This is a genomic window from Rhodovulum sp. P5 (assembly GCF_002079305.1).
Classification (GTDB): Bacteria; Pseudomonadota; Alphaproteobacteria; order Rhodobacterales; family Rhodobacteraceae; genus Rhodovulum.
The window spans coordinates 3,905,230-3,920,098 of sequence record NZ_CP015039.1 but is presented as its reverse complement, the minus strand read 5'-3'; the positions used below and the strand labels follow the sequence as shown (position 1 = coordinate 3,920,098).

Here is a 14,869-nt window from a genome sequence, read left to right as displayed (position 1 = left end):
CCTTTGACCATTCCGCCGACAATTCTAAAGGTCCGCGATGACCGGTTCCTTGCGCTGTCATTCTGTTGCGGCATCCACCGGGAAAATGCCCTTGCGGAACTGAGGTTCCGGGCCGCGCCCGTCACCTTTCGGGCAGCAGAAGCGACGCATCGCCATAGCTGAAGAACCGATAGCGCGCGTCGATGGCATGCCGGTAGAGCGAGAGCATCCGCTCCCGCCCCATAAGGGCAGAGACCAGCATCAAGAGCGTCGATTTCGGCAGGTGGAAATTGGTGATCAGCCCGTCCGTCACGTGGAAGCTGTAGCCCGGACGAATGAAGATGTCGGTCTCCCCCCGCCACGGCGCGATGCCGTCCCCATCGGCCGCGCTTTCGATCAGGCGGCAGGCGGTGGTGCCCACCGGAATGATCCGCCCGCCGGCTGCGCGGGTGGCGTTGATCTCGGCCGCGGCCTGTTCCGTGACCTCGCCCCATTCGGCATGCATCCGGTGGTTTGACACATCGTCGACCTTGACCGGCAGGAACGTCCCCGCCCCCACATGCAGCGTGACATGGGTCAGGCCCACGCCCTGCGCGGACAGCTCTGCCAACAACGCCGCATCGAAATGCAGCGATGCGGTCGGGGCGGCCACGGCCCGGCCCGTGCAGCCCAGACGCTTTGATAGTCGTCCAGGTCCTGATGGTCGGCCGGGCGGCGCGCCGCGATATAGGGGGGCAACGGCATCGCACCCACCCGGGCCAGCGCGGCGTCGAACGCATCGCCCGTGCAGTTGAAGGCCAGCGTCACGTCCTCCGCCCCGCGGTCGGTCACCTCGGCAGAGAAATCGGGGGCGAAGTCGATCCGTTCCCCGGCCTTCAGCTTGCGCAGCGGCTTGGCCATCGCCCGCCAGCGCCCATCCGGGGCCGGTTCCATCAACGTGATCTCGACCCGCGCCTCGACCGGGCCTTGCGGCGTTTCCCGCCGGCGTGTCCCGGTCAGTCGCGCGGGGATGACCTTGGTGTCGTTCAGAACCAGCCGGTCCCCCGGGCGCAGGAAGGCGGGCAGATCGCGCACATGGGCGTCGCGGGTCAGCCCGCCATCGGCCACCAGAAGCCGCGCCGCCGGACGCGGTCTGGCGGGGCGCGTGGCGATCAGTTCTTCGGGCAGGTCGAAATCGAAATCGGACAGTTTCATTCGGCCACCCGCGGCGGCGGGGCGCGGAAAAGCTCTCGAAACTTGCCGGGCGTCAGGATCGACAGGGGATTTACCCCGACCTTCGGTTTGTCCGCCGTTCCGCCGACGCTGAAATTGAACCCGAACAGCCCCTCCCCCCGGCGCGAGACGACCGCGCCCACGGCATTTAGGATATAGATCGGCGAAACCACGCCCTGCATGTCGATCTCCTTGCTCCCGGTCTTGTAGATACCCGCCAGCGACACCCCAAGCGACGGGCCGACGGCACTGGCCTCCTGCACCTCCACGAGGCCGGGGAAAAGCCGAAAACCGGACTGCACATTGGAAAAGGACAGGCCCTTGCCGTCAAGCTGCTCCACCATCCCGACGACCGAGATCGCGTTCAGCACCTCGACCAGCACGGGGATGCCGCCGACGCGGATATCGTCGACCTCCAACCGGCCCTCGTACCGGCCCTTCCCGGCCATCGGGGTCAGCTTGACGTTCAGCGTGCCGCCCTGCGCATGCTTGTAAAGGCCCGCATCGCGCAGCACGCCGCCGGCATTGGCCGCGGTGATGTCTATGACCGTCCCGCTTTCGCCCGGTGACAGGGTTGCCGCGATGGGTGTGCCGCCCCGGACCTTTGCGGCAACCTTCCCCGACACCGCGCCGCCAGCGGGCACCAGCCGCCCCCGCGCATCGGTCAGGACGATCCCCTTGCCGACCTGGACCTCGTCGAGGGACAGATCGATCGGCCCGCCCTTGCCCGACCCGCGCAGCCGTGGCAGCCGTTCCAGATCGACCGAACCGCCGGTCAGCGACAGCGCGGGCGGATTGCCCTTGCCCTGCCCGCGCAGCACCGCCCGGGCGTTCAGCCAGGTGCCGACGCGGACCCGGTTCAGCCGCATGGCGTCCAATCCGCCGGCCGGGCGCAATTCGACCGTTCCCGCCACGTCCAGCCCCGGGGCCGACAGCGCCAACCGGTCGACCCGCGGCGGGGTATCAAGGGTCACGGCCAAATCGAGCGTGCCCGGCGTCGCCTTCGGTTTCGACCAGCCAATCTGCGGCAGGCTCACCCCAAGGCCCGTCAGGTCGGACGCCAGCGACAGCCGCGGCGGCTGCCCCTTGACCATGTCGAGCGCAAAGGTCGCGTCGGCCGCACCGCTCAGGCTGCCCTCCGGCAGGCCAAGGCCGAAGACGCGGTTCAGGTCTTCCGACAGCGCGATCGTGCCCTCCGCCCGGCTGGTCCCGTCCCGCGCGTCGCCAAGGCCCGATGTCCATGTCACCTCGATCGGGACACCGTCGATGGTCGCGGGACCAGAAAGGGAAATCCGGGTCGGGGTGACGGCAAGCGCCACGGCGTCCGCCGACACGGCCCGGCCCGGCACAATCGCATCGGACCGCACGTCGCGCAACGTCCCGGAAATCTGATAGTCCACATCCTCCGGCGCGAGGTCGCGCTTCAATGGCAGCCGCAGCCGCGTGACGATGTCGGCCTCGCCCTCGGCGATCCCGTGGTCGAGATTGGATTTCGACGGAATCCGCAACGGCGGATAGTCGATCAGGGCCAGCCCCGCGCCAATACTGCCGCGGCTGTGCAGCGTGATCTCGGCAGGCGTCTGCGGCTCCCGAACCGAGGGGACGTGCAGAACGGTCCCGCCAACCTCGACCGGGCCCGCACCCGGCACGGCGATCACGCCCTCTTCCAGCGCCAGCGAATAGGCGCCGCGGGCAAGGACCGAATACCCCGCCGCCCCGGTGACCGGCGGCATTTCTTTCAGGATCGTCACCTCGGCGTCTTGAAAGCCGTGACCGACAAACACCTGCGGCGGCGTGTCGGGTGAAAGGCGCACGGCCGCATGCACATTCTGCAATTCCCCGGCAATCACGTGATCGGCGAACCATTTGCGCGTACTCGCGGCCAGATCCAGCGGCCAGAGCAATAGCAGACGGTCGGCCCCGATCCGGTCCAGCGTCGCGTCAACGGCCACCTGCCACCCATCGGGACGGGCGCGGATATCGCCGGTGATGCGATAGGTCCGCGCGTCGTCGCGCAACACCGCCTGACCGATATCGACGGCGAACGGGTCCAGATCGACCCGCAGATCCAGCGCCCCGGCGGAAAACACCGCCGGGTCCTCGAACATCCCCTCGGGGTCCAACACCACCTTGCGAAAGCCCAGTTGCGCGACCAGCGCCCGCGGCCAGCCGCCGTCAAGGTCGCGCAGATAGGCATGGCCGTCCGCCTCCAGCCGCAAGACCGCTGTGTCCAGTTCGATCTGGTCGAAATTCAGCCGCCGCCGGTCCGCGTCATACCGGAAATAGGACTTGCCCGCGTCGAAACGGATCGGCGGCGCCCCGACCGCGGGTTTGAGCTCGCCCGCCCCGATTTCCAGCGCGGCACTGAACGGGCCCAGTTGTCCCCGCGCGTCGACCTCTGTCCGGACCGACCCTGAAATCGGCGCATCGATCAGGGCAAGTGCTGCAAGGGCGGGCGACTGCGTGGCGATTTCGGCCGAGGCCACATCGGAAAAGCTGGCCGACAGCTTGGCCGCGGGCCCACCCTTCAGGGACACGAAGGTGAACGCGAACTCCGCGGGACGCGCCCCCCGCCCGCGCAGTGAAAAGAAGGTCGTCAGCGTGACCGCCTCGGCGTCCTGTTCCAGCGCCATCAGCCCGTCATCCATCCGCCAGGACCGGCCCGCCCGCGCGTCCTCATAGCTCAGTTGCAGGGACTCGACGCTGACCGTCCGCACTGACGCCAATGCCGAGGTCGAGAAGGCGCGGTCGATATTGTCCAGCACCTCGGCCAGCGACGTCGCCGTGCTGGCGGGCGTGGCCGTGTTGCCAAGGGCCAGATCGAAGCGCCCGTCGGGGGCGCGGCGCAAGGCGACCTCGGCGCCGGTCAGCGCAACATGGGACACCGCCAGCTTTCCGCGCGACAGCGCCTCGACCGAAACCGTCGCATCAAGCTCGGGCAGGCGCACGACATTGCGCCCGGCGGCATCGTAGACCCCGATCTCGGTCAGCCGCACCCGGGGCGCCCCATCGCGGGAAAAAAAGATGTCGGCGGCGCCCAGGGCCACCGTTGCGGGCGCAAGCTCCATCGAAAGGCGCGCCTCGATCCGGTCGGTCACCCAGTCGGGCACATGCACCATCCGGCCGGTCAGGACCAGCGCGGCCAGCCCCATCGCGCCGACCAGTGCGCCGACACTCAGCAACAACAAAAGACCGAACCGGTGATGCGGAAGCATCTCGGGCTTTTGTGTTGCGGTGTCCGTGTCGCTCATCTTGGTCTCCGGCCTGCAAGGCCGGTGAATTGTTCCTGCCGCTTGTCTGCCCGCACGCTGCACCTATCCTATGCCGCTGCGCGATTGAATTTTTCTTTCGCACCACCCTGACAACCCGAAGGATCAACCAGCGATGATCGATACCGGCCAGACAGCGCCCGATTTCACTCTGCCCCAGGACGGGGGCGACGACATCACCCTTTCGGCCCTGCGCCCCGCCCCCGTGGTTCTTTATTTCTACCCCAAGGATGACACGAGCGGATGCACCAAGGAAGCCATTGCCTTCAGCGCCTTGCAGCCGGAGTTCGAGGCCGCCGGCGCAAAGGTCTTCGGCCTGTCAAAGGACACGGTCGCCAAACACGCCAAGTTCCGCACCAAGCACGAGTTGACCGTGCCGCTCTTGTCCGATGAGGACGGCACCGTTTGCGAAGCCTACGGAACCTGGGTCGAAAAGAAGATGTACGGCAAGACCTATATGGGGATCGAACGCTCCACCTTCCTGATCGACGGCAACGGGCAACTCGCGCGCATCTGGCGAAAGGTCAAGGTGCCCGGCCATGCCGAAGAGGTTCTGGAGGCCGTGAAGGCCCTCTGAGTCCCGCGGGGCGTCAGAAAACTGTGACAGCCGCGTTACAACCGATGCGTGTAAGACACGATTTTCGCGCATCGGCAAACTTTTGCCGGTTTTCGGGCGACAAGCCGCACAAAAGATGTACACTTCGTTAAAAGCCTTGCGGCAGAGCAGGCCGCTGGATACGCACGGGAAGACGAAGCCGGGGCACGGCGCGTCTGACCGAATGACAATGGGCAGATGAGGCAAAGCATTGACGGCGCGACTGATTCACCGCTTTGACGTGGCGCTTGGGCGCTACATTCCGGAACAGCGTCTGTTTCTCCGTTCGGAAGACAGCACCCGGTTCGTGAGGTTGACACCCTCCTCCATCTTCTTGATCGGCTCCGGCGCGGCCGTCCTTGTGGCATGGGCGATGATCTCGTCGGCGCTGCTGCTGATGGACGGGATCGGCGCCGGCAACCTGCGCGAACAGGCCCGCCGCGACCAGGCGCTTTACGACACCCGCATCAATGCGCTGGCCGAAGAACGCGACCGCCGGGTGGAAGAGGTTCTGGCCGCGCAGGAACGCTTCAGCCTCGCCATGGCGGAAGTGTCGAAGATGCAGTCGGCCCTTCTTGCGTCGGAGGAACGCCGGCGGGAACTCGAAACCGGGATCGAGGTCGTACAGAAAACCCTGCGCCGCACGCTTGCCGAACGCGATCAGGCCCGCGCCGCGCAGGCGCAACTGGTGGCGAAGATCGAGGGCACTGAGCAGGGCGATGATACTGCCAAGCCGCGCACGGCCGACATGCAGGACATGCTGGCCTTCCTGTCCTCCGCGCTCGACACCGCGGCGATGGAACGCGAGACCGTCGCGGCAGATGCTGCCGCCGCCTATGAACTGGCCGAGGCGCTGGCCTATGAGCGCAAGCTGGTCGAGCAGCGCAATGATCGCATCTTCAACACGCTGGAAGAAGCCCTGGCGATCTCGGTCGAGCCTTTGGACAAGATGTTCCGCAAGGCGGGGCTGTCCACCGACGAGCTGATCGACGAGGTGCGCGAAGGCTATAACGGCATCGGCGGTCCGCTGGTTCCGATCGCGGTGTCCTCCAAGGGGTCCGCCGCCACGCCCACGGCCGACGAGCTGCGCGCGTCCGAATTGCTGAACCGGCTGGACGAGTTGAACCTGTACCGCATCGCGGCAGAGAAACTGCCCTTTGCCATGCCCCTGAAATCCGCGTTCCGCTACACCAGCCCCTTTGGCATGCGCCGCCACCCGACCACGGGCCGCTACAGCATGCATGAAGGCGCGGACATGGCCGCCGGCCACGGCACGCCGATCTATGCCACCGCCGACGGCGTGGTGACCAAGGCCGGATGGGTTTCGGGCTATGGCCGCATGGTCAAGATCAAGCACGAATTCGGTCTGGAAACCCGGTATGGGCACCTGTCTCGCCTCCGCGTGAAAGAGGGGCAAAGGGTCTCGCGCGGGGACAGGATCGGTGATATGGGAAGTTCCGGACGGTCGACCGGCACCCATCTGCACTATGAGGTGCGCGTCGGCGATACACCCGTGAACCCCACGACCTACATCAAGGCGGCCAGAGATGTTTTCTAAAAGCAGGATCAACGAACCCGGCCCGAAAGCCGGCGATGCCGACAAGGCCCGGGCGCCCGAGGCCAGCGCCCCGCGCCCCGGCGGAGACAAACCAACAATGCCCACCCCCCCAAGGCGAAACCCCCTGCCTCCATGCTGTCGTCCGACCTCGTGGTCACCGGCAACCTCAAGACCTCTGGCGATATCCAGGTCGAGGGCAATATCGATGGCGACATCCAGGCCCATCTGCTGACCGTCGGCGAAGCCGCCATCATCAAGGGCGAAGTCGTCGCCGATGACGTGGTCATCAACGGGCGCGTCATCGGGCGCGTGCGTGGCCTGAAGGTGCGCCTGACCTCGACCGCACGGGTGGAAGGCGACATCATCCACAAGACCATCGCGATCGAAAGCGGCGCCCATTTCGAGGGCTCGGTCCAGCGGCAGGACGACCCGCTGAACACCGGCAAGCGCGCACCGCAGCCGGCAGCGGCCCCCGCCCAATCCGGGGCCCCCGCCGCAGCCGGCACCGCGCCGAAGGCCTGAGACCGGATCGGTCTGCCAAGAGCTACCCAAAAGGGCCCGCACCATCCCGGTCCGGGCCCTTTGCGTTTCGCCCGACCAACCGCAGGCGGTCAGATCCCCAGATAGGCGGCCCGGACGCCCGGATCGGCGATCATCTCTTCGGCCGTGCCGCTCATGCTGATCCGCCCCGTCTCCATCACATAAGCCCGGTCAGCGACTTTCAGCGCGCCATGGGCATTCTGTTCCACCAGCAGCACGGTGACGCCCAGCGCCTTCATGCCCCTGACCACGTCGAAGATCTGCTCCACCAGGATCGGCGCCAGCCCCATGGACGGTTCGTCCAGCAACAGGCACGACGGCCGCCCCATCAGCGCGCGCGCTATGGCCAGCATCTGCTGCTGGCCCCCCGACAGGCCACCGGCGTTCAGGTTGCGCTTTTCCCGCAGCACCGGGAACAGGGCAAAGGCGTCCTCCATATCCCGCGCCACCCGGTCGTCGGAATAGAGAAACGCCCCAAGGCGCAGGTTGTCCTCCACCGTCAGGTTGGTGAAGATCTGCCGCCCCTCGGGCACATGGGCGAGCCCATGGCGCAGCCGCTTGTGCGCGGGCGTCGCGGTGTAGGGTTCGCCGCGAAAGATCACCTGACCGTCGGTGATCGGCTGAATACCCGACAGGCAGCGCAGAAGCGTCGTCTTGCCCGCCCCGTTGGCCCCCACCACGGTGACGATCTCGCCGGACCGCACCTGCAGATCGACGCCGTGCAAGACCTCGATCCGACCATAGCGCGCGCGCAATCCCTCAACCGTCAGCATGGGCGCCCTCCCCCGTGCCCAGATAGGCGGCAATGACCGCAGGGTTGCGGCTGACCGTGGCCGGGTCCCCCTCGGCGATCTTTTCGCCATGGTCCAGCACGACGATGTGGTTGGAAATCCGCATGACCAGCTTCATGTCATGCTCCACCAGCAGGATCGCGATGCCAGAGGCCGCGAGGTCCGCGATCAGCCGGTCGATCTCCTCGGTCTCGACCGCATTGCAACCCGCCGCCGGTTCGTCCAGCAGCAACAGACGGGGCGAGACGGCCAGTGCCCGCGCGATCTCCAGCCGCTTCAGCGCGCCATAGGACAGCGCGCCTGCCTCCTGCTCCGCCGCGCGCTCCAGCCCCACGCGGGCCAGCAGGTCGCGCGCGCCCGAAAGCGTCCGTGCCGTGCGGCGGCGCGATCCGGGCAGGGACAGCAGATCGGCCCAGACCGGCCCGCGTTCGCGCAGGTGGAACCCCGCCGCGACATTTTCCAGAACGCTCATCGTCTGGAAGATCTGCAGGTTCTGGAAGGTGCGCGAGAGCCCCCGCCGGGCCAGCAGATGCGGGGCCATACCGGTGACATCCTGCCCGTCCAGCCACACCCGCCCGGCCTGCGGCAGGTAAAGGCCCGAAATCATGTTGAAAAGCGTCGTCTTGCCCGCCCCGTTCGGCCCGATGATCGAGACGATCTCTCCCGCCTTGACGGACAGGCCGACATCATGCACGGCGCGCAACCCGCCGAAACTGATCCCCAGCCCTTCGACCGACAAGAGGTTCATTCCCCCCGCCCCCTCAGCTTGCGGGTGATGGACGGCAACAGCCCCTGCGGCATGAAGATCATCACGAGGATCATCACAAGGCCCAGCATCACCTGCTCATATTCCGCAAAGACCGTCAGCACCTGCGGCAACAGCGTCAGGATCACCGCGCCGAAGGTCGCGCCAAGAACGGACCCCACGCCCCCCAGCACCGCCATGGTCACCATCTCGATGGAATGCATGAAGCCCGCGACATCGGGCGTGATGAACCGGTTCTGCATCGCCAGCAGCGACCCCGCGACCGAGGCATAGACCGCCGAAATGACGAATGCCTGCAACTTCATCCGGGCGACGTCGACACCGACCGTGCTGGCCGCGACCTCCGACCCGTGCAGGGCGCGCAGGGCCCGGCCCGTGGGGCTGCCCGCAAGGTTCAGCGCGACCCACGCCCCGATCAGCAGGATGGCGCCGCAGGCCCAATACCAGAACTCGCCCCCTGTCAGCTTCAGGCCCATGTCCTTCAGCACCGCCCGCAGGCCCGGATCGGCGACCGAAATGCCGTCCGGCCCGCCGGTCAGGCCGCGTTCGTTTGTCAGCACCATGGCGACAAGGATCCCGAAACCAAGGCTCGCCACCGCAAGGTAGTAGCCCTTCAGCCGCAGGATCGGCCGGCCCACCAGCCATGCCAACCCGCCCGACAGCACGGCCCCCAACAGCGCGGCCAGCGCCGGATGCAGCCCCAGATTCGGTGGCGCCAGCGCGCAGGCATAGGCCCCGATCCCGGCAAAGCCCGCATGGCCAAGGCTGATCTGCCCGGCATAGCCTGTCAGGATCACGATGCCGATGACCGCCAGCCCGTTGACAAAGATCAGCGCCCCACCCGGTAGTAATAGCCCGAGGGGAAGAACACCGGCAGCACGACGATCAGCACCAAGAGGATCAGAAGCTGCGCCCATTTCGACGAGTTGCCCATCCTCACACCCGCTCCGTCGTGGATTTGCCGAACAGGCCCTGCGGCATCACGAACAGCACGCCGAGGATGACGATAAACGCCACCGCGTCCTTGTATTGCGAACTCAGATATCCGGCGGTCAGCGCCTCCATCAGCCCCAGCAGCAGCCCGCCCACCAGTGCGCCCTTGGGGTTGCCCATCCCGCCCAGCATCGCCGCGGCGAACCCTTTCAGCGCCAGCGCGACGCCCACGTCATAGCTGACCATCGTGACGGGCGTCACCAGCACCCCGGCAAAGGCCCCGATCCCCGCCGACAGGGCAAAAGACAGGGTCATCACCCATTTCGTGTTGATCCCCACCAGTTGCGCCGCTGTCCGGTTGTTCGACGTCGCCAGCACCGCCTTGCCGATCAGGGTCTTCTTGAAGAACAGCCACAGCGCCAGGAACACGACGATGGCCCCCGCGATCACCCAAAGGCTTTGCGGCAGGATCGTCGCGCCCATCATATGGATCGGGTCGTCGCCGGAAAAGGCCGGAAAGCGGTGGATCTGCTTGTCAAAGATCAACTGCGCCGCGCCGCGGATCAGGATCGAGGCGCCGATGGTGATGATGATCAGCGACACCACCGGTGCGCCGCGGGCCGGTTCGATGGCCAGACGGTTCAGCCCCACCCCGATGGCCGCGGTGGCCGCAATGGCGATCACGGCCGCCAGTGGCAGGGGCAACCCGGCCTGAAAGGCAAAGACGGTGATCATGCCGCCCAGCATGACGAACTCGCCCTGCGCGAAGTTCACCACGTCCGAGGCGTTGTAGATGATGGTAAAGCCCAGCGCGACCAGCGCGTAGACCGCGCCGACCGTGACACCGGACAACAGGAACTGCATCAGCGCATCCATCGGCGCCCCCGGATCGTCTGGCATAGGGTGGAAAGGTCTGGCGCGGCGGGCAAGGCAGCCCCCTTTCGCGTCGGGTGGCACCCGGCCCGGCCGGATGCCACCCGGGTTTCACATCACTCGACCGGAACCCAGCCGCCGTTTCCGATCTCAAGCAGGCGGAACGCGCTGAGATCGAGGCCAAGGTGATCCTCTGGCGTGAAGGTATAGGTGCCCGTCGTCCCGACCAGGCCGTCGGTCGCCTCCAGCGCGTCGCGGATCGCCTCCGGCTCGGTGCTGCCGGCACGGCGGATCGCATCGACCATCAGCATCAGACCGTCATGGGCATAGCCGCCGAAGGTCGACACCTCCATGCCATAGCGCGCCTCATAGGCGGTCTGGTAGGCTTGCACGACCTCGCGCTGCGGGTCGTCCTCGCCCAACTGGTCAGCAATCAGCAGCGCGGTGCCCGGCAGGCGCACGCCCTCGGCCGCATCGGCCCCGGCCAGATCGATAAAGGCATCCGAGGCCACGCCATGCGACTGATAGAATGGCAGGTCGATGGCCAGTTGCTTGTAGTTGCGGGTGACAATCGCCGGCCCCTGCCCGAAGCCGGGGTTCAGCACCGCCTGCACGCCTTCGGTATTGCGGATCTTGGTCAGTTGCGGGGTCATGTCCGCGTCTTTGGGCCCATAGGTCTCATCGGCCACGATCTCGATCCCGAAATCGGGCGCCACGTCCTTGCACTGGGCCTGCATCGAGGCGCCGAAACCCCCGGTGCCCGAGATCATGCCGACCTTGGTGAATCCCCGCGCGGCCATGTCGGTGAAGATCTTCTGGCAGGCCATGCGGTCGGTATGGGGCGTCTTGAACACCCACGGATTGACCGGATCGATGATCTTGATCGACCCGGCGAACGAGATGAATGGCACCTCGTTGTCCTCGGCCACCGACATGATCGCCATGGTCGCCCCAGTCGTGGAACCACCCACGATGGCGACGACCTCGTCATCCTCGATCAGGCGGGTGGCAAAGGTGCGCGCCTTGTTCGGGTCGGCGCCGTCGTCATAGACGATCAGTTCGATCATCTCGCCATCGATGCCGCCGGCGGCGTTGATCTCCTCGACCATCATTTCCAGCGTCTTCGCCTCGGGGTCGCCAAGGAACGAGGCCGGACCGGTGGTCGACAGGCTGGATCCGATGCGGATCTCGGCAGTGGCCGCGCCCGCGACCCCAAGGGTCAGCACGGCAGAAAGGGCTGTGGTAGCAAGCGGTTTCAAGGTCTTCTCCTCCCGGTGGGACGCTTTGGCGGCCCGGTTCTTCCTGTCCAGCCCCGCGGCAAGAACGGGGCGCAATCGACGTGGGCCAGAATGACCGTGATCCGACACTCAGGAAAGCGGATGGAACGTCGCGCCATGGCCAGGGGCCCCAACGGCGGGCGAGCGGGCGGCACGACGAACCCGCCCACCGCGAACGAATGTTTCAAACTGCGACAATATTATTAATGGTCATTATTGCCGATCCTGTTGGCAGATGTAACGGGAAGACATGCCCGGGCATCCGGGCAGCGGAGGAGCGCGATGATCGGCACGAAACCCGTGCAGGCCACAGGAACCGCACAGGGCGGATGGCCGCGGCGCGCATACGGGGGGTCGCGGATCGGCGGGGCCACGGCGTGACCAACGCCCCCGACATGACGCCCCAGCAACTGGCCGACGCCTGTGCCCGTGCCATGTGGGACGGCGACCGCGCGGTGCATCGCCTTGGCATCACGCGCGAACGGGTCGCACCCGGCACGGCCGTTCTGTCGCTGGAGGTTTCGCCCGATATGGCCAACGGCCACGGCATCGCCCATGGCGGCGTCATCTTCACCCTTGCCGACAGCGCCTTTGCCTATGCCTGCAACACCTACAACCAGGCCACGCTCGCCCAGCATTGCGCCATCACCTATCTGGCCCCGGCACGCATCGGCGACCGGCTGACCGCCCATGCGCGAGAGGTCACCCGAACCGGGCGCTCGGGCCTTTATGACGTGACGGTCGCCGACCAGGACGGCCGGACCATCGCCGAATTCCGCGGCAATGCCCGCACCATCAAGGACAGGCTGCTGCCCGACGACAGCGCCCACAAGAACCCGGACAAGGGGGGATCCGAATGACCGACCTGACACCGACCAAGGACATGCTCGACCCGATCGAAACCGCGGCGCGAGACGAGATCGAGGCGCTGCAGTTCCACCGCATGAAGCGGACGCTGAAGCATGCGTATGACAACTCTGCCTTCTACCGAAAGCGGTTCGACGATCACGATGTCCACCCCGATGACCTGAAGACGCTCGCCGATCTGGCGAAGTTCCCCTTCACCACCAAGGGCGATCTGCGCGACAGCTATCCGTTCGGGATGTTCGCCGCGCCGCGCGACAAGATCGTGCGGGTCCACGCCTCCTCGGGCACCACGGGCAAACCGACCGTCGTGGGCTATACCAAGCACGACATCGATGTCTGGGCCGATCTCATGGCCCGGTCGATCCGCGCCGCCGGCGGGCGGCCCGGCGACATCGCCCATGTGGCCTATGGCTATGGCCTGTTCACCGGCGGGCTGGGCGCCCATTACGGGGCGGAGCGGTTGGGCTGCACGGTGGTGCCGGTCTCGGGCGGGATGACCCAGCGGCAGGTCACGCTGATCACCGATTTCAAACCGTCGATCATCATGGTCACACCGTCCTACATGCTGTCGATCCTGGATGAGTTCCGCCGCCAGGGCCTCGACCCACGGGAGTCCTCGCTTCAGGTGGGTCTTTTCGGGGCGGAGCCGTGGACCAACGCCATGCGCTGCGAGATCGAGGAGGCCTTCGACATGCACGCCGTCGACATCTACGGCCTGTCAGAGATCATGGGGCCGGGCGTCGCCGCGGAATGCGTGGAAACCAAGGACGGCCTGCATATCTGGGAGGATCACTTCTACCCCGAAATCATCGACCCCGAAACCGGCGCGGTCCTGCCCGATGGCGAGATCGGTGAACTGGTCTTTACCACGCTGACCAAGGAGGGCCTGCCGATGATCCGCTATCGTACGCGCGACCTGACGCGGCTTCTGCCCGGCACGGCGCGCAGCATGCGGCGGATCGAGAAGATCACCGGGCGGTCGGACGACATGATCATCCTGCGGGGCGTCAATGTCTTCCCCACGCAGGTCGAAGAACAGATCCTGAAATGCGAAGGCCTCACCCCCCATTTCCAGATCGAACTGACGCGCGACGCCCACCGGGACGACATGACCGTGCATGTCGAACATGCCGAAGGCTACGGCACGGCCGTGGCCCGCAAGGCATCGGCCGAGCAACTGGCGCATCACATCAAGTCGGTGGTCGGGATCACGACGAAGATCGTCGTCCACGAACCCGAAGGGGTCGAACGTTCGGTCGGCAAGGCCAAGCGCGTGGTGGATCACCGGCCGAAAGCCTGACGCCCGAAAGCAGGCGGCGGCCGCAAGACACGGCCGCCGCGGCGCTTTGGATCAGGCCGTCTCAGATGCGGCGGCGGCGGCCAGCCAGCACACCAAGCGCGGCAAGCGCAGACACCAGCATCGGCAGACCGGCCGGCAGCGGCACGATGTTCGACTGGTTGTCCGTGGTCAGCCGGAACCAGTCGAACGTGATCGCCCCGCCATTGGACTGGGTCGGGGTGTAGAACAACTTGATCCCGAGGGACTCGTCACCGTTCAGGATCGCCGCGTTGTAGACGGATGTGATGTCGAAGCTGAGCGTGTCGCCGACCGCAAGGCCGATGGTGCTGAAGCTTCCGATCGAACCGGTGCTCGCCGCCTCATAGTCAGTGATGTCTTCGCTGTTGTTCCCGAGGTAGGAGGCCACTGCGATGTTGCCCTCATACAGGAAGTCGTTTTCGCCCACGAACAGACCGCCCAGGAGATACACCTCGAACGTCACAAAGGCCGACGTGGCCACAGAAAGGCTGTCAAGGTTGTATTCCGACAGGCCGCGAACCTCTTCGGAGTAGAAGTTGCCGACCTCGGCCTTGCCGGCGGGGTTTCCGTAATCCCCGCCGGTGCTGGAGTGGAAGTGGTCGCCAAATCGGTTGTCGATCCCGTCAGACGCCACTGCATATGTGAACCCGTCGGTGATGGTGCCGGCCCATACGGCATCGGCCACACCAAGACCGGCAATCGCAGCCGCAGCGGCCATGCCGGCAAGATGGTAGCGGTAGTGTTTCATTGAAGTTCCACCCAATTGCGAAGCATTCTGCCTCATCGCGCATCCCACGCGGGAGAATGTACTGCAAAAGAGAGGATTCGCGCGTGAATTTCCCGCTACACTTTGGCACCCCGAGAGCTGTCACCCCGGGCTGTTGACCCATG

General features: G+C 66.1%; 10 protein-coding genes and 3 pseudogenes. 5 read left to right on the top strand and 8 right to left on the bottom strand.

The annotated features are described in order from the left end of the window. Positions 1–121: 121 nt before the first annotated feature. A pseudogene (gene queA / locus RGUI_RS18605) lies at positions 122–1,173 on the bottom strand (tRNA preQ1(34) S-adenosylmethionine ribosyltransferase-isomerase QueA). Then, entirely contained in the window at positions 1,170–4,442 is a 3,273-nt protein-coding gene (locus RGUI_RS18600) for an AsmA-like C-terminal region-containing protein (protein ID WP_081535607.1), read from the bottom strand. Before RGUI_RS18600 ends, queA begins: the two are co-directional and overlap by 4 nt. Positions 4,443–4,575: 133 nt before the next feature. On the opposite strand from RGUI_RS18600, the gene RGUI_RS18595 reads away from it, so the two are divergent. From RGUI_RS18595 to RGUI_RS18585, 3 genes and pseudogenes are all read left to right on the top strand, one after another. Next, positions 4,576–5,037, top strand: coding sequence for a peroxiredoxin (locus RGUI_RS18595; protein ID WP_081535605.1), 462 nt, complete (start codon positions 4,576–4,578; stop codon positions 5,035–5,037). Positions 5,038–5,266: 229 nt separating this feature from the next. Further along, complete coding sequence (locus RGUI_RS18590) at positions 5,267–6,613, top strand: M23 family metallopeptidase (RefSeq protein WP_081535604.1); 1,347 nt, start codon at positions 5,267–5,269, stop codon at positions 6,611–6,613. After that, positions 6,603–7,135 (top strand): annotated as a pseudogene (locus tag RGUI_RS18585) (polymer-forming cytoskeletal protein). The gene RGUI_RS18590 and the pseudogene RGUI_RS18585 overlap by 11 nt, the downstream one beginning before the upstream one ends. Positions 7,136–7,224: 89 nt before the next feature. Here the strand turns inward: RGUI_RS18585 and RGUI_RS18580 are convergent. The 5 genes and pseudogenes from RGUI_RS18580 to RGUI_RS18560 form a co-directional block, all read right to left on the bottom strand. Continuing rightward, complete coding sequence (locus tag RGUI_RS18580) at positions 7,225–7,926, bottom strand: ABC transporter ATP-binding protein (protein ID WP_081535602.1); 702 nt, start codon at positions 7,924–7,926, stop codon at positions 7,225–7,227. Then, positions 7,913–8,692 carry an ABC transporter ATP-binding protein gene (locus tag RGUI_RS18575; RefSeq protein ID WP_081535600.1) on the bottom strand — a complete coding sequence of 260 codons (780 nt, stop codon included), beginning with the start codon at positions 8,690–8,692 and terminating at the stop codon, positions 7,913–7,915. The genes RGUI_RS18580 and RGUI_RS18575 overlap by 14 nt, the downstream gene beginning before the upstream one ends. Beyond that, positions 8,689–9,644 (bottom strand): annotated as a pseudogene (locus tag RGUI_RS18570) (branched-chain amino acid ABC transporter permease). Before RGUI_RS18570 ends, RGUI_RS18575 begins: the two are co-directional and overlap by 4 nt. Positions 9,645–9,646: 2 nt before the next feature. Further along, complete coding sequence (locus RGUI_RS18565) at positions 9,647–10,519, bottom strand: branched-chain amino acid ABC transporter permease (protein ID WP_081536174.1); 873 nt, start codon at positions 10,517–10,519, stop codon at positions 9,647–9,649. Positions 10,520–10,632: 113 nt separating this feature from the next. Then, positions 10,633–11,775 (bottom strand): ABC transporter substrate-binding protein, encoded by a 1,143-nt coding sequence (locus tag RGUI_RS18560; protein WP_081535598.1) that lies wholly within the window; start codon positions 11,773–11,775, stop codon positions 10,633–10,635. Positions 11,776–12,188: 413 nt separating this feature from the next. Between RGUI_RS18560 and paaI the strand changes: the two genes are divergently transcribed. After that, the gene (gene paaI, locus RGUI_RS18555) at positions 12,189–12,653 is read left to right on the top strand and encodes a hydroxyphenylacetyl-CoA thioesterase PaaI (protein WP_156883106.1); all 465 of its coding nucleotides are present in this window, start codon (positions 12,189–12,191) and stop codon (positions 12,651–12,653) included. Beyond that, on the top strand, positions 12,650–13,960 hold the full coding sequence (gene paaK, locus RGUI_RS18550; protein WP_081535596.1) for a phenylacetate--CoA ligase PaaK: 1,311 nt from the start codon (positions 12,650–12,652) through the stop codon (positions 13,958–13,960). The genes paaI and paaK overlap by 4 nt, the downstream gene beginning before the upstream one ends. A gap of 61 nt (positions 13,961–14,021) precedes the next feature. On the opposite strand, the gene RGUI_RS18545 is transcribed toward paaK, so the two are convergent. Continuing rightward, the gene (locus RGUI_RS18545; protein WP_081535594.1) at positions 14,022–14,726 is read right to left on the bottom strand and encodes a VPLPA-CTERM sorting domain-containing protein; all 705 of its coding nucleotides are present in this window, start codon (positions 14,724–14,726) and stop codon (positions 14,022–14,024) included. Positions 14,727–14,869 lie beyond the last annotated feature (143 nt).